This is a genomic window from Empedobacter sp. UBA1574 (assembly GCF_002322895.1).
In the GTDB taxonomy this organism is placed as follows: domain Bacteria; phylum Bacteroidota; class Bacteroidia; order Flavobacteriales; family Weeksellaceae; genus Empedobacter; species Empedobacter falsenii_B.
The window spans coordinates 183,371-202,456 of record NZ_DCOI01000032.1; the positions used below are offsets into that span (position 1 = coordinate 183,371).

At 31.5% G+C, this 19,086-nt stretch carries 23 protein-coding genes; 2 read left to right on the top strand and 21 right to left on the bottom strand.

Annotated features, from left to right (window positions below; translation table 11 throughout):
* Positions 1-36: 36 nt before the first annotated feature.
* The 14 genes from B3578_RS10410 to B3578_RS10475 all read right to left on the bottom strand — a co-directional run bounded on the left by B3578_RS10410 (position 37) and on the right by B3578_RS10475 (position 13,069).
* Positions 37-555: a YceI family protein gene (locus B3578_RS10410; RefSeq protein ID WP_291048479.1), complete on the bottom strand. Its 519-nt coding sequence runs from the start codon at positions 553-555 to the stop codon at positions 37-39.
* A 38-nt stretch (positions 556-593) separates the two neighbouring features.
* Positions 594-1,412 (bottom strand): 4,5-DOPA dioxygenase extradiol, encoded by an 819-nt coding sequence (gene ygiD, locus B3578_RS10415; protein ID WP_221855074.1) that lies wholly within the window; start codon positions 1,410-1,412, stop codon positions 594-596.
* 27 nt (positions 1,413-1,439) lie between these two features.
* Positions 1,440-2,012, bottom strand: a complete 573-nt coding sequence (locus B3578_RS10420) for a YceI family protein (protein ID WP_221855071.1) — start codon at positions 2,010-2,012, stop codon at positions 1,440-1,442.
* 216 nt (positions 2,013-2,228) lie between these two features.
* Complete coding sequence (locus tag B3578_RS10425; RefSeq protein ID WP_125350083.1) at positions 2,229-2,528, bottom strand: hypothetical protein; 300 nt, start codon at positions 2,526-2,528, stop codon at positions 2,229-2,231.
* 6 nt (positions 2,529-2,534) lie between these two features.
* Positions 2,535-3,296, bottom strand: a complete 762-nt coding sequence (gene map / locus B3578_RS10430) for a type I methionyl aminopeptidase (RefSeq protein ID WP_115000652.1) — start codon at positions 3,294-3,296, stop codon at positions 2,535-2,537.
* Between the two features lie 136 nt (positions 3,297-3,432).
* On the bottom strand, positions 3,433-3,690 hold the full coding sequence (locus tag B3578_RS10435; RefSeq protein WP_221855067.1) for a Txe/YoeB family addiction module toxin: 258 nt from the start codon (positions 3,688-3,690) through the stop codon (positions 3,433-3,435).
* The gene (locus tag B3578_RS10440; protein ID WP_221855065.1) at positions 3,691-3,945 is read right to left on the bottom strand and encodes a type II toxin-antitoxin system Phd/YefM family antitoxin; all 255 of its coding nucleotides are present in this window, start codon (positions 3,943-3,945) and stop codon (positions 3,691-3,693) included.
* 119 nt (positions 3,946-4,064) lie between these two features.
* Positions 4,065-4,361 (bottom strand): Dabb family protein, encoded by a 297-nt coding sequence (locus B3578_RS10445; RefSeq protein ID WP_221855064.1) that lies wholly within the window; start codon positions 4,359-4,361, stop codon positions 4,065-4,067.
* A 12-nt stretch (positions 4,362-4,373) separates the two neighbouring features.
* On the bottom strand, positions 4,374-5,681 hold the full coding sequence (locus B3578_RS10450) for a DEAD/DEAH box helicase (RefSeq protein ID WP_180906721.1): 1,308 nt from the start codon (positions 5,679-5,681) through the stop codon (positions 4,374-4,376).
* 27 nt (positions 5,682-5,708) lie between these two features.
* Complete coding sequence (locus B3578_RS10455; RefSeq protein WP_221855062.1) at positions 5,709-6,242, bottom strand: STM3941 family protein; 534 nt, start codon at positions 6,240-6,242, stop codon at positions 5,709-5,711.
* A gap of 85 nt (positions 6,243-6,327) precedes the next feature.
* Complete coding sequence (locus B3578_RS10460; protein ID WP_221855060.1) at positions 6,328-8,091, bottom strand: AMP-dependent synthetase/ligase; 1,764 nt, start codon at positions 8,089-8,091, stop codon at positions 6,328-6,330.
* Positions 8,092-8,636: 545 nt separating this feature from the next.
* Positions 8,637-10,412, bottom strand: a complete 1,776-nt coding sequence (locus B3578_RS10465; protein WP_291048518.1) for an AMP-dependent synthetase/ligase — start codon at positions 10,410-10,412, stop codon at positions 8,637-8,639.
* 131 nt (positions 10,413-10,543) lie between these two features.
* Positions 10,544-12,310, bottom strand: a complete 1,767-nt coding sequence (locus tag B3578_RS10470) for an AMP-dependent synthetase/ligase (protein ID WP_291048521.1) — start codon at positions 12,308-12,310, stop codon at positions 10,544-10,546.
* Positions 12,311-12,415: 105 nt separating this feature from the next.
* A complete protein-coding gene (locus B3578_RS10475) occupies positions 12,416-13,069 on the bottom strand; it encodes a class I SAM-dependent methyltransferase (protein ID WP_221855054.1) in 654 nt (217 codons plus the stop codon).
* Between the two features lie 107 nt (positions 13,070-13,176).
* On the opposite strand from B3578_RS10475, the gene B3578_RS10480 reads away from it, so the two are divergent.
* Together B3578_RS10480 and B3578_RS10485 are read left to right on the top strand one after the other, a co-directional pair.
* Complete coding sequence (locus B3578_RS10480) at positions 13,177-13,758, top strand: DUF6642 family protein (RefSeq protein WP_219033962.1); 582 nt, start codon at positions 13,177-13,179, stop codon at positions 13,756-13,758.
* Positions 13,759-13,822: 64 nt separating this feature from the next.
* The gene (locus tag B3578_RS10485; RefSeq protein WP_219033963.1) at positions 13,823-15,223 is read left to right on the top strand and encodes an alkaline phosphatase; all 1,401 of its coding nucleotides are present in this window, start codon (positions 13,823-13,825) and stop codon (positions 15,221-15,223) included.
* A 54-nt stretch (positions 15,224-15,277) separates the two neighbouring features.
* Here B3578_RS10485 and B3578_RS10490 read toward each other — a convergent pair whose 3' ends face one another.
* The 7 genes from B3578_RS10490 to B3578_RS10520 are packed head-to-tail and all read right to left on the bottom strand — an operon-like array spanning position 15,278 to position 19,083.
* On the bottom strand, positions 15,278-15,724 hold the full coding sequence (locus tag B3578_RS10490; RefSeq protein ID WP_280050962.1) for a VOC family protein: 447 nt from the start codon (positions 15,722-15,724) through the stop codon (positions 15,278-15,280).
* Positions 15,725-15,752: 28 nt separating this feature from the next.
* Entirely contained in the window at positions 15,753-16,409 is a 657-nt protein-coding gene (locus tag B3578_RS10495; RefSeq protein WP_038330630.1) for a DUF2461 domain-containing protein, read from the bottom strand.
* Between the two features lie 3 nt (positions 16,410-16,412).
* Positions 16,413-16,877, bottom strand: coding sequence for a DUF1801 domain-containing protein (locus tag B3578_RS10500; protein ID WP_038330627.1), 465 nt, complete (start codon positions 16,875-16,877; stop codon positions 16,413-16,415).
* Positions 16,877-17,806: a DUF1801 domain-containing protein gene (locus tag B3578_RS10505; RefSeq protein WP_291048531.1), complete on the bottom strand. Its 930-nt coding sequence runs from the start codon at positions 17,804-17,806 to the stop codon at positions 16,877-16,879. Before B3578_RS10505 ends, B3578_RS10500 begins: the two co-directional genes overlap by 1 nt.
* Before the next feature lie 5 nt (positions 17,807-17,811).
* Positions 17,812-18,267: an SRPBCC domain-containing protein gene (locus B3578_RS10510; protein WP_125350073.1), complete on the bottom strand. Its 456-nt coding sequence runs from the start codon at positions 18,265-18,267 to the stop codon at positions 17,812-17,814.
* Between the two features lie 3 nt (positions 18,268-18,270).
* Entirely contained in the window at positions 18,271-18,663 is a 393-nt protein-coding gene (locus B3578_RS10515; RefSeq protein WP_291048534.1) for a VOC family protein, read from the bottom strand.
* 12 nt (positions 18,664-18,675) lie between these two features.
* Positions 18,676-19,083: an SRPBCC family protein gene (locus B3578_RS10520; RefSeq protein ID WP_125350071.1), complete on the bottom strand. Its 408-nt coding sequence runs from the start codon at positions 19,081-19,083 to the stop codon at positions 18,676-18,678.
* Between the last annotated feature and the right edge of the window lie 3 nt (positions 19,084-19,086).

Consider the following 19,086-nt stretch of genomic DNA (forward strand, 5'->3'; position numbering starts at 1 on the left):
CGTTTGAAGTGGTTTTTTTGCTATTAAAAATTATGATTATTGGGCTTGAGTAAACTCTAAATTCACCAATAATTTTACTTTATCAGAAACTACTAATCCTCCAGCTTCTGTTACTTGGCTCCATCCTAATCCGTAATCTTTACGGTTGATTTCTCCTGAAAATTCGAAACCAGCTCTTTCTAATCCCCATGGATCAGTAATCACTCCACCAAAATCTGCATTTAATGTAATTGGCTGTTTTTCACCACGAATTTCTAAAGTTCCATTAATTTTTCCGTTTTGAATACCTGAAGTACTTTCAAATTTCATTTCTGGAAATTGCTCAGCAGCAAAGAAATCAGCTGATTTTAAATGTCCATCACGATCTGCATTTTTTGTATTGATTGAATCTACTTTTGCATCAAATTCAAATTTTGCATCAGAAAAATCATCTGAATTAGCTTCTACATCAGCATTGAAATGATCAAAATTTCCTGTTACTGTAGAAATTACCATGTGTTTTACTTTAAATTGGACTTCTGAATGAGAAGGGTCTAAATTCCATTTTGTTGCCATAATGTTTTGTTTTTATTTGTTATTTAAATTGATTTTATTTATCCTATTTTGAATGATAACATTCCTAATGATCCATAAATTAGTTTATCATTAAAAAGTGTTAGCTCCTCTTCTTTTCCTTGTAATGCTAATGCGTAAATAGCTGGCAAATAATGTTCCATAGATGGGACAGCAAGATTAAATGCGCTACCTTTTTGTACAAAATTGAACAATTCGTCGTGATTACCTGTTTGAACAATATTCTTGAATGTATCATTCACTTCATAAGCCCAATCATAACCAGCATTTGGCTCGCTCCAATTTAATGCTCTCAAATTGTGTACAACATTCCCACTTCCTACTATTAATATCCCTTTACTACGCAAAGCGTCTAATTCCTTCGCTAATTCGTAATGCTCTTTTGGCGTTTTATAAACATCCAAACTCAGTTCTATCATCGGAACATCTGCTTCTGGATACAAAAATTTAATCACACTCCAAGAGCCGTGGTCAAATCCCCACATTTTGTCTAAATCAACCTCTGTTGTTTTAATTAAATTTTTGACCTCTGTTGCTAATTCTGGACTTCCTGGCGCTGGATATTCAACATCGAATAAAGCTTGCGGAAAACCATAAAAATCGTGAATCGTTTTGGGTTGTTCTAAAGCCGTAACTTTAGTTCCTTTCGTTTCCCAATGTGCCGAAATACAAATAATCGCATTTGGTTTTGGGATTGTTTTTCCAATCTTCTTCCATCCTTCTACAAAAATATTTTCTTCGATTGCGTTCATCGGAGAGCCATGTCCTAAAAATAAAACTGGCATTTTATCAGTTGTAGAAAAACTTGAAGTAATTGATTTTAACGTATTGAAATCCACGATTTTTATAATATATTTTATTTATTATTATTTAGCTTTTGAAGCTGAAAATTCTAAGTTTGATGTTAATGTAACAACATCACCTACAACAGCTTCTGGGAAATTACCACCGATGTTAAAATCACTTCTTTTTACATTTCCTTTTACTGTAAATCCGTACGTTTTAACTCCGTTATTGTTGATGCTTCCGTTGTAAACTAATTTTAATGCAACTGGTTTAGTTACTCCGTTTAATGTTAAATCACCAACCATTTTAAATTGATTTCCTTTAACACGTGTAATTCCTTTTGAAGAGAATTCTAGTTTTGAATTTTTTGCTGCATTGAAAAAATCTGCTGATTTTAAATGATTATCACGTGCCTCAACTCCTGTATTGATTGAATTGATATCTGCAACTACATGAAATTTTGCATCGCTTAAATCTTCTTTTGTAAAGTTTAAATGAACATCAAAATTTTGGAATTGTCCTTCAACATCAGAAATTGTCATGTGAGAAACAGAAAAGCCTAATTTTGAGTGCGCTTTATCATTTGTATAATTTTGAGCAAATGCAGACATTGAAGCTGCTGATAACATTAACGTGAATAATAATTTTTTCATAACGAATGATTATTTGATTGTTTTTAATTAATTATTTATTTTGATAGGACAAATTTAGCTCAGTCATCAGCGAGATTTCATTGACATAAGATAAGAAATTAAAAAGCTTGATTTTTCATCTAATAAACGATCAAATTGTATCAATTAATATTCCAAAAAGTAAAGATTTTGAATTTGTTAGCAATAAAAAAAACACTTCAATAGAAGTGTTTAATATTATTTTACTGGACTAAAATACCAGTAGGTAGATGTTTTTTTATTCTCGATTTCCAAATATTCTGGAAATGCTTGCGGTAATAAATGTAATTCTTCCGATTTTTTCAAATCTGTTAGAATCTGACGCAAAGGATATCCTTTTTTACGGTCGTGAGGAAAATATCCTTTTTCAATTAAGAAAGGCATCATATCCTTAGTTTTTACACGTTCCAACTTATTTTCTGTTAAATAAGCCTGAATATCTTCGCTCATTTTTTTGACCACTTCGCGGTCTACTTTAATATATTCGTTTCTCTTCATATAATTTTACCAATTACCATTCATGTGCGTTAAAATCATAGGACCTTCAGAAGTAACCAAAACAGTATGTTCGTGTTGTGCAAAAACGCCAGGTGCATTTCCTATCATTGTCCAACCATCCGCTTGCTCAATTGCTTCGTAAGAATTTTCTGAAATAAAAGTTTCCAATGCAATAACTGAATTTTTACGGAATCGACGTTTATCATCAGGGTCTCTGAAATTCATCAAATCCAATGGTTCTTCGTGCAATGAACGCCCTACTCCATGACCAGTTAAATTCTCAATCACATGATAATGATGTTTTTTTGCTTCTTTCTCAATAATTCCACCAATATCAGCGATTTTAACTCCAGATTTTACAGCCGCAATTGCTTTTTGAAGCGCAGAAATAGATGCATCAACAATTTTTTGATAACCATTCACATCTTCTCCAACAACAATAGAACCTCCATTATCAGCCCAAAAACCACCTAATTCTCCAGAAACATCAATATTAATCACATCTCCGTCTTTCAAAATTTTATCGGCTCTTGGAATTCCGTGACAAATTTCTTCATTCACGCTTAAGCAAGTATAACCAGGAAATTGATACGTCTCGAAAGGAGCTGATTTGCAACCAAATTTGTGCATAATCTTCGCACCAAAATCGTCCAATTCTTTTGTTGACATTCCAGGTTTTACATAATCTTTCATCTCTTTAAGAGTAACGGCTACAGCTTCGCTGACTTTTTTCATTCCGATTAACTCTTCTTCTGTCTCTATAATCATTGCTTAAATTCTATTGATTTCCTTTTCAGAAATCATTTGCAAATTTACGGGTATTTGTAACGATTATTTGCTTATTTTGATAGAAATTCGTGATTATTGTATGATAGATTATATTGTTGATTGATAAAGAAGTATATCAATCATAATGAAAACGACATTTCGCAATTTGAATTTCATCTTCTACAACACGATATATTAACCGATGTTCATGATCTATTCTTCTCGACCAAAATCCTGCATATTTATGTTTCAAAGCTTCTGGTTTCCCCAGACCATCAAAAGGATTTCGAGCAATACCTTTAATCAATTCATTGATCTTTTTCAATTTAGATTTATCTGTTTTTTGCCAATACAAATAATCTTCCCATGATTCATCAACAAAAACGATTTTCATCTATTCTTCAATTAACTCCTTTGTAAACGTTTTCTGAGTTTTTAATTTCTCAATTGCAGCATCCAAACGCTCTTCATTTTTGCGAGAAGAAAGCTCATGATTCGTAGCCATTAGCGAATTATACTCTTCTAATGACATAATAACAACACCAGAATTTTTTCCACGATTAATAATCAATGTTTCAAAATTATTCGTCACACGATCAAAATATTCTTTAATATCTTTTCTAAATTCAGAAATATTTGTTATCAACATATGTACAATATTTTGTACAAAAATAAGTATAATTAATTATAAATAAACTTGATTTATAAAGTTTTAGAAAATAAAAAAATCCGTCAAATGACGGATTTAAGGTTATATTTTTCTAACGATTAATCTGCATCATAGATTAATACTCGTTTTGCTAATTTATTTGGACCATTCAAAAACTCGATATGTTGTGGATGTTTTTGATACGTCTCAAATTGTTCCATCGTTTCGAAAGCTGCAAACAAAGAAAACGAATACGAAGCGTCGATAACATCTCTTTCGATATTTGCTGGTGTTCCAACATGAAAAAATACTGAAGGAGCAATTGGTTCTAAATCTTTCAAAGCTTGATGAAATGTATTCACTTCAGCTTCTGTAGCGTCATCTTTTAACCAAAATAGTACGTGGTGTGCTAACATAAAATTCTATTTTTAATATGCAATTTGCATTTTTACTTTCTTATTTTTTACTTTTTGACCGTTCAATTTTTTCAATAAGTCCGGAACTTTTTTACGGTTAATCGCAACATACGAAGTGGTATCTTTTACCTCAATAATTCCGACATCGTTTTTTTCTAAACCTCCTTTTTTGAACAAAAATCCAACAATATCAACTTTGTTTACTTTGTCTTTTTTTCCTGCAGAAATATAAATCGTTTGGTAAGGTGTACGTTCTGGAATCTTATATGTTCCACCTAAATTTTCGACAGGTAAATTTTCATTTACAAACGGAAAATGTTCTTCATTGCTAATAATTAAATACACAAAACCTTTCGCATTCATACGTGCTGTACGTCCATTTCTGTGAATAAAAGCGGCTTCTTTTGCAGGTAATTGATAATGAATAATCGAATCTACTTCTGGAATATCCAAACCACGCGCAGCCAAATCTGTTGTAATTAAAACTCGAACCGAATCATTTCTGAATTTCAGTAACGCACGTTCGCGTTCGTCTTGTTCCATTCCACCATGAAAACTTTCACGCGCAATTCCTTTTTCATGCAACAAATTACTAATACGGTCGACAGCATCACGGTGATTACAGAAAATCAACATGCGTTTGCTTCCAATTTTGCAAATCAAATTAAATAAAGTATCCAATTTTTCTTCTGAAATGGTGTTAACCACTTTCATATGTAAATCAGGCTTTACCTCGATTTGTTTTAGATAGCTCACAATTTTTTCGTCATTCAATCCAACAAATTCTGGAATATTTTCCATTTCTGTAGCAGAAGTCAAAATACGTTGTTTCAAACCAGAAAGTTGCTCTACAATAAAGCTCATATCTTCTTGAAAACCTAATTCTAACGCTTTATCAAACTCGTCTAAAATTAAAGTTTGAACAGTCGAAGGATCAAAATTTTCGTTACGCAAATGATACGCAATACGTCCTGGAGTCCCAATTAATACAGCTGGAGCTTCTAACAAAGTATTTTGCTCAACTTTTGTATTGTGACCTCCATAACAACACGTTACTTTATAATCAGACTTCATCGATTTGAAAACTGTTTCGATTTGTAAAGCTAACTCACGCGCAGGAACTAAAATTAAGGTTTGAACACCTTTTACATCTGGATTTAAATCTCTTAAAGTCGGAAATAAAAACGCCAATGTTTTACCAGATCCTGTTGGTGATAATAAAATTAAATCTCGTTGATTTTCGGACATTTTGAATGCTGAACGTTGCATTGCATTCATATCTTTGATGCCCAAATTTTTATAAAGTAAATCGATTTGCATGCTGCAAAAATAGTCTATTCTTTCGAATTAATCATTTTTTGAAGCTGTAGAAATCTTATAATCTTCCATAAATTCATCAAAAAGATTCATGATTTCGAAGTGATTTTTATCTAAAGTATTTGCGTCAAACGAAACAACAGCGCCATACATTTTATTCCAAAATCTCATACGTGCTTGTAAGAATTTCTGCGTTTCGTTATGGATAAAATCGTCTGCATCAATAATTTTTATATTAATGACACGTTGGCGAGGCAATTTCAGTTCTTCAATTTCTAAAATTTTTCCCCATTCAATATAATTCAAATGATCCGTAGGTTTGTAAACAATTCCTTTTTTATCAATCAATAAAATCAATTGTTTTTTCATCAATTTTTTGATTGAAACGATGATGAATAGTAAACTTGGAACAAATAAAACTCCGCTTAAAATTTTTGCAGTTTGCGGAGAATTAACTTGATTGGCGTTTAGAAATAAATAAATTGAACAAGCAAAAAATAAAAGACTACCGAATAATAATCCCCAATTGCTTGTTTGTTTTGCGTAAACTTTAACTGAATTCAATTGATTTTGTTTTTACAAAAATATAGATTTTAATCTTAATTAAAGGTTATAAAAAAGAGTCTCAAAAAACTGAGACTCTTATTAATTATCCAAAAATTTCTTGGTATTGTTTCTTGTATTTTTCTAAAATAATTTTACGTTTAAATTTTAACGTTGGCGTTAATTCTCCACCTTCTACGGTCATTTCATTTGGAATAATTGCAATCTTTTTGATTTGTTCCCAATGTCCAAAATGATTATTCAGTTGATTGATTTCTTCTTCTAATTTCTTTTTGACAACATCGCTTTTCTGAAATTCATCATGAGGAAGATTTACAATTTCAAGAGCATTTGACTGCGACCATTTTTTTAGATTTGTATAACTCGGAACCACAAAAGCTCCAGGAAACTTCTCACCTTCTCCAACAACCATCAATTGCTCGATGAATGGCGATTCTACCATTTTCATTTCGATTTGTTGTGGAACAATATATTTCCCTCCCGAAGTTTTGTACATTTCTTTTTTACGGTCAACAATTTTCAAGAATTTATTGTCTATCCATTCTCCAATATCACCCGTGTATAGCCAACCATCTTTGATTTCTTCGGCAGTTTTTTCTGGTAAATTATGATAACCCATCATCACAATATCACCTTTTACTAAAATTTCGCCATCATCAGCCAATTTTACTTCAACACCTTTCAACGGAGGTCCAACAGTTCCTATCTTTTTACCTCGACGAAAACAATTCACCGCAATTACTGGCGAAGCTTCTGTCAATCCATAACCTTCATAAATTGGAATTTCGGCAGCTAAAAATACGCGAACAATTCGTTGTTGAATCGCTGCACTTCCCGTTACAATGGCTTTTAATTCGCCACCAAGTCCTTCGTACCATTTGTGTAAAACTAATTTTCGGGCAATTGCTAATTTCAAATTATAAATTGTAGAACGCTGATCATCTTCTAACACAAACTCATCGCCAACTTTTACAGCCCAATCAAAAATAGATTTCTTAAAACCTGATAATTGAGCTCCCGTTTGCATGATTTTTTCATAAACTTTTTCAATCACACGAGGAACAGCCGTAATCATATGCGGTTTAATTTCTTTTAAATTATCGCCAATCTTCTCCATCGATTCTGCAAAATATATCGAAATCCCCATGTACACATACAAATACTGAATTGTTCGCTCATACGCATGACAAGCAGGAAGAAAGGTCAAAGCACGATCATAAGGATCAAGTGGTGTTGAATATTCGCAAGCCATAACATCTGCAATAATATTTTTGTGCGACAACATCACACCTTTCGGATTTCCCGTTGTTCCTGATGTATAGATTAAAAAAGCTAAATCTTCGTGCTTTACATTTGCGGCACGTTTGTCTATTTCTTCTTGTTGAATTGTTTTTCCTTTTTCGATTAAAACATTCCAACTTTCTGTATTTTCAAATTCATCAATCGAGTACAGTTGCTCTAATGAAGGCAATTTTGTTTTGAGTTGATTGATTCGCGTATACAAATCGAGATTACTTGTAAAACACAATTTTATAGCCGAATCGCTAAAAATATATTCGTAATCGCTGTCAGAAATATTCGGATAAATCGCTACCACAACAGCTCCGATTTGTTGTATCGCATAATCTATCATATTCCATTCGACACGATTTTCTGAGATTAATCCCACTTTTTCACCTGGTTGAACTCCACAAGCGATTAATCCTTTTGAGATTGCATCAACATGTTCTAAAAAAGTTGTGGTTTTCATTGGTTTCCATTCTCCATTTTGTTTGGATACAAACATGGATAAATCAGGAAACTTTTCCAGCTGACGTTTTGGTAAATCAAAAATTCTGGTTGCTTCCATAGCGTACTTATAGTTTTGTAATTTTGAAAAGAATTCGTCGAAAATAGCGTAAAATGATGAGTTTTTCAAAAATTTTATCTTCAACTTAAAAAGAATTATATTCGTCATAACTATTACAATTATGAAATATCTAATTTTATTTCTCTTATTATTTTACTCTTGCAGTTCTGATTTTAAAAAGTCTTATATAATTGGAGATATTAAATTATATGAATTACAATGTTCTGGACACTATTATTTAAGCACTGATAATTGTGATTGTAAACATTTACCAACTAATTATTTTATTCCAAAAGGAGAAAATGATTCATTTTTTGAATTATTCTTAAGAGAGAATAATGGTAAACTTCAAGTTAATTCACTTTATAATGAATTTGAAACTCATGGAAATAGCTAAGAGAAAGTAGATTTTATTATATATACCGATAACGCTTCTTTTATGGATAGTATTGAAAAAGTAGATTATACTGTGATTAGTGGTTATACTAACGAAAGAATGAATCCATAAAAAAATCCCTCAACTCATTATGAATTGAGGGATTTTTTTATTTATAAATTTCTTCGAATTCTTTCTGATATTTCTTTAGAATAACTTTACGTTTTAATTTCAAAGTTGGAGTTAATTCTTCACCTTCAATCGTAAATTCATGCGCTAAAATTGCTGGTTTCTTAATCTGTTCCCAATTTCCAAAAAACTGATTTGCTTTACGAACTTCTTGATTAATTACTTTATGAACTTCTGTAGATGCTATGAATTCATCGCGAGAAAGATTACTAATTTCAGGTGCATTTTCTTTTGCCCATTCTTTCAGATTTGCATAATTCGGAACAATAAAAGCTGACGCAAATTTTTGCGCATCACCAACAACCATTGCTTGCTCAATAAAATTTGATTCGACAAGTTTTGTTTCAATTGGTTGAGGAACAACATATTTTCCACCAGAAATTTTGAACATTTCCTTTTTACGATCAATGATTTTCAAGAAATGACCTTCTCCTTCCTCCCAAACTCCAATATCACCTGTGTGCAACCATCCATCAATAATGACCTCATCGGTCGCTTTTTGATTTTTATAATAGCCCATCATCACATTAGGACCTTGAACCAAAATTTCTCCATCTTCGGCTAATTTTACCTTAACATCTTTTATTGGTGAACCCACAGTCCCTATTCGAACACCTAATTTATGCGGATTATTTACAGTGATTAAAGGCGAAGTTTCCGTCATTCCATATCCTTCAAAAAATGGTAATCCAGCCGCCATAAAAACACGCGCAATTTTACCTTGCAACGAAGCACTTCCCGAAATAATATATTTGAAATTACCTCCTAACGCTTCATAAAATTTATTCAAAACTAATTTTCGAGCTAAAGCTAACTTCACATTATACACCAAAGATCGTTTCTTCGCATCAGGTTCATATTGAGAAGCAATATTAATCGCCCAATCAAAAACTTTTCGTTTTTTTCCTGTTAAAGCGCTACCTGTTTTTAGGATTTTCTCATAAACTTTTTCCATCACTCGAGGAACAGCAGTCATGATATGAGGTTGTACTTCATTGATATTATCACCAATTTTTTCAAAACCTTCGGCGAAATAAACCGTTACACCAATATATAAATAGGTATAAATTACAGTTCTTTCGTATGTATGACAAGGCGGTAAAAAAGTCAAACCTCTTGTTCCTTCTTCTAACACAACAATTTCTTTTGCCGCAATAAAATTCGAAACCAAATTATTATGAGACAACATTACACCTTTCGGTTTTCCTGTTGTTCCAGACGTATAAATTAAAGTTGCTAAATCTGAATTTCGAACAATTGAACTAAGATTATTTACATATTCGTCTGTTATATCTTTTCCAATTTCTTTTAATTCTGACCAATTTCTAGAATCTGGGAACTCATTAATTGCAAAAACATATTCTAAACTATAAATTGTCCCAAACATATTATTGATACGTTCATACAAATTTTTTGTACTTACAATACACAATTGTATTTCGGCATCATTGAAGATAAATTGATATTCAAAATCTGTAATATTTGGATAAATCGCTACCACAACCGCACCAATTTGCTGAATTGCAAAATCAATCACATGCCATTCATAGCGGCTTTCGCACACAAGTCCTACTCGATCGCCAGGTTTAACTCCCAGAGCTAATAAACCTTTCGAAATTTCTCTTGTTTGCGCAATAAATTCGGCTGGTTTTGTAAACTTCCATTCGCCATCAATTTTACTTGCAAACATATTATGATTGGGGTAAAGTTCTTGTTGACGATAAGCTAAGTCAAAAATTCGTGTAGGATTATTCATTTTTTAAATACTAAACTTTATAAAAAAGAGTGCAAATTTGGTGCAAAATTTTCATAAATCAGTTTTATTTCACGAAAAAAGCAAGATTAATAAAAATCTTGCTTCGTTATTTTTCTAAAAAATTGATGTTTTTATTGATAAATTCCGTCAATTTCTTTTTTATATTTTTCTGAAATGATTTTACGTTTCATCTTCAAAGTTGGCGTTAATTCTCCAGCTTCAATTGTAAATTCATAAGGCAGTAAATGAAATTTTTTAATTTTTTCCCAATTTCCAAAATTGACATTTAATTTATTGATTTCATTTCCTATCAATTCATAAATTTTTGGATGCGTTAAAAACTCTTCACGAGGTAAATTAATCAATGAAGATTCATTTGCTTTTGCCCAATCAATACAGTTTTCATAAGAAGGAATAACCAAAGCAGCAGGGAATTTTCGTCCTTCTCCAACTACCATAATTTGTTCGATATAATTAGATTCTGAAAGAATTTTCTCAATTTGTTGTGGCACAACATATTTTCCTCCAGAAGTTTTGAACATTTCTTTTTTACGATCGATAATTTTTAAGAATTTATCATCAACCCATTCTCCAATATCGCCCGTATACAACCAACCATCTTTCAAAACCTCAGCCGTCGCCTCAGAATTTTTATAATATCCTTGCATGATATTTTTACCTTTTGCTAAGATTTCTCCATCTTCAGCTAATTTAATCTCAATATCAATCAAAGGAATACCAACGGTTCCGATTTTCATTCCACGTTTGATACAATTTACAGATAAACAAGGTCCAGCTTCTGTTAAACCATAACCTTCGTAAATTGGAATTCCGGCTGCTAAATACAATTTTAATAAACGAGTTTGTAAAGTTGCACTTCCCGATGCAATTCCTTTGACATTACCGCCAAGCGCCGCTTTCCATTTCGAAAAAATTAATTTTCGAGCAATGTTTAATTGAAATTTATACCAAGCAGAAAGTTTTGATTCGTCTAAATCATACTGTTCTCCTAACGAAATTGCCCAAAAGAATAAAGCTCTTTTTACTCCTGTCAATTGTTCTCCAGTCGCCATTATTTTATCGTAAACTTTCTCTAAAACACGTGGAACAGCCGAAAAAATATGTGGTTGAACTTCTTTCATATCTTGCCCAATCGTATCCATTGATTGTGCAAAATAGATTGGTAATCCCATTTTGATGTACACGTATTGAAAGACGCGTTCATACGCATGACAAGCAGGTAAAAAAGACAACGCTTTATCATACGCTTTTACAGGAAAAGAATATTCGGAACTATTGACATCAGCCAATAAATTTTCGTGAGAAAGCATAACGCCTTTCGGGTTTCCTGTTGTTCCAGAAGTATAAATAAGAGTTGCTAAATCAGTTGGTTTTACATTGTCCATCTTCGTTTGTAAAACCTCATCAGAAATAGAAATTCCTTTCGAAATTAGCTCAATCCAATTTGGTGTATGCGGATAAGTATTAAATGTATAAACTTGTTCAAGATTTGGAATACGATCTTTGATTCCTAATAATCGTTGATACAACGCATCATTGCTCACAAAACAAAGTTTGATTTCGGCATCATTTAGAATAAATTCGTAATCATTATCCGAAATATTGGGATAAATTGCCACAACAACAGCTCCAATTTGCTGAATTGCAAAATCTACTAAATTCCATTCTAAACGATTTTCGCTGATTAACGCAACTTTATCATTTTGTTGAACACCATTTGCAATCAAACCTTTCGAAATATTATTTACTCGATTGATAAAATCTGTTGTCGAAATTCCCTTCCATTCTCCTTTTTCTTTGTAATTAAAAATCGAAATGTTAGGTGTATTTTTTTCTTGAAATCGAGATAAATCGAATACTCTTTGTGGTTGTTTCATATTCTTGAAATAAGGATACAAATTTCTGCTAATTCTTTCTACTTTAGAAATTATTTACTCATTCTTTTCTCAAAAAAATTAAGTTTATTATCAATAAAAATCATTTTATTTTTTTGCAATAATTATACTATACTCTCTTTCAACTTTTTCGCCAGCTTTGCTAATTACACTTTCTGAAAATGTTTTTCTATTTTCAATAGAAAATTTAGCTGATTTCAATAGTTTTATCACTTCGTCTTCTGTGTATAAATTGAAGCCAAATTGAGTAAAAGGTAAAGTTTCCATAAATTCCTTTTTAGCAAAAGTAAGAGCAAATTCCCCATTGAATTTCAAGACTCTATAAATTTCACTCAAGAAAAATTTAGGATTTTTCCAAAAATAGATTGTATTCACTGTGAAAATTTTATCAAAACGTTTTTCATAAAAATGAATTCTTTCATCCATAATTATTTCAAATCTAATATTTGCATTCAAATAATCAGAATTGTTCGTGATAGCACTATTTTTCATGACCTGTGAAAGTTCTAAACCAATATATTCTAAATCCTTTGCTTGATTTAATACATAAGGTAAATGCTTACAATTTCCATGACCTAACTCTAATATTTGTTCTTTATTTTGTAATTGTAAATGATCTATTGTCGTTTTTATCATACCAAAATTACTTTCATTCATTTGCTCACCAACTTCAATTCCTTCGTCTCCATTTGGACAACTCAATTGTTCCGCAAGATTTTGTAAATCAATATTATTTTTCATTAAATTTATTTATATAGAATAATTCTAAATTAATAAATATTAATCATTGTTCGCGTGATTTTAATCATTTAAAAATTACATCTTACCTTTGAAAAATAGTAAAATAGATGAAGGATATTATACGAACTGAAGACGAAGATGATTTCAAATTGTTTTGTTTGGAATCTGTAGCAGATATTGAAGAGCAAAATGATTCGCAATTATTGGAATTTTTGGAACATTTGGCTCGAGAATTTCAGATTACAAATGTTTATAAAACGACTGATAGCTTTGAAGGTTTCGAAGAAAGTTTGACCAATCTTCTTTATCATGATAAATATTTTAGAGATTATAAAATCATTTATTTAGTTTTTGAAGGCGAAGGAAATCAAATTCAAATTGATGATTATTACTATAGTTTGGAAGAAGTAGCAGAAATTTTTCAAGGAAAACTAACCGATAAAATTGTTCATTTTGCAAATACAATGAGTTTAAATTTGGAAGACGAAAGTTTTCAATATTTTATTGATGTTACAGGAGCAAAAGCCTTATCTGGATATGTAAACCCTTCTCCAATTTTGAGTACAATTTTAGATCAATATTATTTTTGTTTAGCAAAAGAAATTGATGACGAAGAAGAGCTTGTACATGCATTGTTTGATAAACACGCCAATATATGCCTGAAATTAGGATTTAGATTGTATCATTAATAAGATTTAACAATAAGCTAAAACACTTCTCAGAAATAATCTATTCATTTACAAAAATAATAAAATGGATAGACGTAAATTTCTTAGAGGATCGGCATTAATTTCTACAGGCTTAATTCTAAATCCTTTCGATTTATTTGCTCAAAATAAAATCAAACCTAATCTTTCTACAAATTCTGCAAAGAATATTATTTTTATGATAAGTGATGGAATGAGTTCCGGAACTCTTGCTATGGCTAATTTGTACAACATACAATTGCATGGAAAAAATGGTAATTGGATAAATCTTTATGAAGAAAATAAAGTAAAAAGAGCTTTAATGGACACCGCTTCTGCAAGTTCTATTGTTACCGATTCAGCTGCTGCAAGTTCAGCTTTTGGAGGTGGAATTCGTGTGAAAAATGGCGTATTAAATATTAGCACGAATGGAGAACATCATGTTCCGATTTGGCAAAAGTTCAAAAAAGCGGGTAAAAGAACAGGGTGTGTGACTACAGTTACTATTACTCATGCCACTCCAGCTGGTTTTTGTATAAATTCTGCAAGTAGAAATGCAGAACCAGAGATAGCTGAAAAATATGCCGAAATTGGCATTGATGTTTTATTAGGTGGTGGTGATGAGTTTTTTAATTCATCCAAAAGAGAAGACAAGAAAGATTTGTATGCTATTTATAAAAATAAAGGCTATCAAATTGCGAAAACAAAGGAGGAATTAGGAAAATCTCAAAACAATAAATCTCTATTAGGTATTTTCAATACTGGAGCAATTCCTTACGCAATCGATCATAAAAATCTCTCAAAAAATAAATCTATTCCTACACTTGCCGAAATGACTAAGGTTGCGATTGATAATTTGAAAGATCATCAAAATGGTTTTGTATTGCAAGTAGAAGCTGGAAAAGTGGATTGGGCGGCACATGCAAATGATGTTGCAGGATTAATAAATGATCAAATTGCATTTGATGAAACAATCAAAACTGTAATGGATTTTGCTGAAAAGGATGGAAATACGTTAGTTATCATCACAACTGATCACGGAAATGCAAATCCAGGAACTATTTATGGAGCTGATGTAAACAAAAAATTTGAAAGTATTGTTAATTATAAATATACCAACGAACATATTTTGAATGAAATTCACGAAGATTTTAATATACAAGAAATCAAAGATTGGATTGTCGAAACAAATGGTTTTAGTTTAACTGATGATGAAGCAAAACATATGTTAGATTTTTACAAAGGTTTGGATAAAGAAGAAGGATTATATAATTTCAAAAAGCTTCCGTTCAAATTTTTCTCTGAAATTCAGAAAAAACACAACAATGTAGGTTGGATAAGTATGGATCACTCGGGCGATTATGTAGAATTAGCTATGTATGGACCAGGAAGTGATTTGTTGAAGCCATTTGTAAAAAATACAGATCTTCATCAACTTATGTTACAAGCAACGAACGTAAATGTATAGTAAACAAAAACCTCTCAAGTTGAGAGGTTTTATGTTTTATTCTTAAACTATATTTTACATCGAATGCGCTTTATTTCCTTCGAAATGAATCATCCAAGGTGTTCCAAATTGATCAATAAAAGACGCATAAAGCTCAGCAAAAAACTGCTCAGCCAAAGGCATTTCTAACGATTTTGCATTTACCGAAAGACGATCATATAATTGATGCGCTTCTGCGGGATTATCAACATCAAGCATAATGTAATTATTATTTCCAGCTTTGTATTGATGTCCAAATTCTTCAATAATATCAGAACCCATTAACATTGTTGTTTCATTAATAAACAATGCCACATGCGAAACTTTATCCTTTGCACTTTCTGGAATCTGAAATTCTGGATTTGGCGGCATATCTACCATTTTATACATCCCAATATTTTGCGTTTCAAAAACAGTTTCATAAAACTGAAATGCCTTTTCGCAATCTCCGTTAAAATTTAAGTAAGCGTGTACTTTAGCCATAATATAGTGTTTTTTTGTGATTATTTTTTTAATATAATGGTTGACCATTTTCATCGGTTGTTAAAACCTCTGTCATATAATTCAAAAATGGTTGAAGAACCTGAATTGATTTCGCCACTTTCTGCGGAAAATCTTTTGCTAAAACTTCTTCATCCGTGAAATTCTTGATAAATAAATATTGCTTTTTACGCAACAATTCAATTCGCTCATGATCTTTCGAAAAACCTTTTGGAGCAGATTTCACTTCTTCTCCTTGCATTTCTCCAAACTCATTCATAATTGTTTTGGATTGAAGAATCTTCGCTAATTCATCCGAAACTTCAATATCTTTTCTAATACGAAGCAAATCATCGCGCTCTGGTCCCCAAAAACCAACACCTATAAAATTATGATTCGGTTGAATATGGAAATAATACCCACCTCTATTAAGTGGCTTTTTGCGACCTGTTTGCGCAGAAAAATGAGTTTTATAAGGAGTTTTATCATGAGAAAAACGAACATCTCTATAAATTCTATAAATTTTAAGCGGTTCTAATTCTTCCTTTTTACTTAATTCTTGGTAAATCACATTGAAAATTGAATCTGCTTCAGCTTTCGCTGTATCAAATTCAACTTTATGTTCTGTAAACCATTCGCGGTTATTATTTTTTTCTAATTTTTTTAAAAATTTATCGATTTGTGACATGATTTATTTTTTTCGATTAAGTAGTACTTTTTCATAATTTTCTATCCATTGTTGTGGCGTAATTTTTTGCGCTAATTCTCCGATTAATTCAAACGGAATATCCTCTACTTTTTTGAAACGAATACAACTTTTTCCCATATCTAATTTACGTTTTGAGTATTTTGGATATTCATCAACAAACCAATTCAGCAATTTATTGTCCATATAAATTCCCATGTGATATAACGCAATGAAATTCTTTTGAGAAGCAATATTGATAAACGGCAACGGTGATTTCGGATCGCAATGATAACCATTCGGATAAAGTGAAAACGGTACAACAAACCCAAGATGACCATAGCTCAACTGCAACTCGAAACCAGTGGGTAATTTATCTGCCAAAATTTTAATTAATTTCTCAACAGCTTCTTTTCTTTCTACTGGAATTGACGTTAAATATTCTTCTAAATTTGCGACTTCATATTGCATTATTTTCGATATTTATCATTCAAACCTTTTCCTTCTAAAATCATAGGTTTTATTTTTTCGATGCGAGAAATTTTCGTTTTCTCTTGTTTTGCTTCATCAATATATTCGATGTATTCTTTTTGTCTTCCTGAAGTTAAAGCTTTAAATGAAGTAAATAATTTATTGTTTTGATTTAGAGTTTTTTTCAAAATCCCATCAACTTCTTTTGGTACAGATTTTTGAGGTTTTATTTCCTTTCCGTCTTTCACCAATTGAATCGCTTCTAAGACATATTCTCTTACTTTTTCGACATCAATTTCATCGGCAGAATTAAATCTCCATTGACGCAAAGCTTTCGTTTTTTCTTCATTCGCATTCACCAAAACTTTATATTGATCTTTCAAGAAAACGCCATTGTGAAACCACAACGCAAAATGATTTTTGAAACCACTAAATGCCAACACATTTTTCTTGTTAAACGTATAAATATCTCCACCCCATTTAAACTCTTTTACAAGTTCCGTTTCATTTACAACTTGTTGAATTTTCTCATTCGCTTCTGCCCAATTACCATTGTATTTCGTCCATTCTTCAGCTTTCTGATCTTTCATCAAACTAACTTTATACAACACAATTTCTCTCAATAATTTCTTCGGTAAAACTTTATCCAAAGGAAGTTGTATTGTACCTTTTGATGTTTTATAATCGGTTAAATCATTTTTAAAATGTTCGATTGTTTCTGCTCCAGGATAAATCCCTACATGATTTTTGAACATCGCAAAATGAATCACATTTCCATTCAAACGAAATGTTGGCATTTTATAATTAATCGTTTCCATTGCTCTTGGTACAGCTTCATGAATAATTTTTCTTACGTTTTCTAAAATCTCCTGTTTAGCTTGATCAAACCCAAGAATATATTCATCAATAGTTGTGAAATTATCTGTCATCATAATTAATCTTCGCAAATCTCTTTCAGTTTGCGCAGTGCATTTATCCACATTTCTCTGACTTGAGTTTCTGGAAAAACCTGATCATCTATCTCCACCGAACAGGTTAATCGTGTGTGACCTTCTACATCTTCCATTTTATAGGTTTCTTCTGTATTTTTCCACGCATCAATTTCTGGTCCATCAAAAATTTCTTGACCTTCTTCATTCAGCTTTCCTATATGACGCATTTTGATTGATTTTCCAATAATATTTTCATCTATTGTAGCAATCATCGCTGCCGAACCTTTCTCGGTATCATAAGTGAAATAAACATGAGAACCTTCGGACCAATCTCCTTTAAAATCTGAAGTTTCACTAAACGATTTCGTCCAAATTTTATACGAATCTGGCGCAATCATTACTTTATGCACATGTTTAGGCTGCGCATAAATTACTTCTGTAAACGATACTTTTTTCATATTTTAAGCATTTGCTAATACAAAAACAGCTCCAGCAGGATCTTCTACAATTGCAAATTGAAGATTTCCTTCTTTATTTTTAATCTCATGAATAGATTTCCCTCCCATTTCCAACGCTTTTTGTAAACTTTCCGCAACATTTTCTACACTAATGTACATAATCCATTGAGAAGGAATTCCTTTATTCATACCACGTTTCGTACAAACTCCACCAGCCGCATTTTCTGGAGAAGACATCATTGCATAATCATTGTATTCTTCTTCGCCATCTTTCATCGCAACATTTTTGACTTCCCAACCAATCACTTCTTTGTAAAAATCTTTTAATTCAGTCGAATTTTCAACAGTTAAATCAGCCCAAACCATTTGACCAATTTTCGATTTATTTTCTTCCATCTTCTACTATTTTTATCGATTTGATTCAACATAATTTTTGAAACTATTCAAAATAGCTTGCCAACCTTGTTGTTGCATTTCAGTAGGATTTTGACTTTCTGGTTCAAATTTTTCTGTGATTTTGGTTAAATTATTTTCTTCATGAAAATTAATTTCAACCTTACGACCATCTGCGATGTAATAACGAATAAATTTATTTGGAATGATTTCATCATATTTAGCTTCAAATTCGAATTGAAAACTGCCATCTTTCGCAGCCATCGTACTCTTTAATTTTCCACCAACTTGCAAATCATTTTCTGCTTTCGGACAATGCCAATCATCAGAAGCTTGATTCCATTTTACAATATCTTCAGGAGAATTAAAAGCTTTCCAAACTTGATCTATTGGAGCATTTATTATTGTTTCGATTGTGATCATACG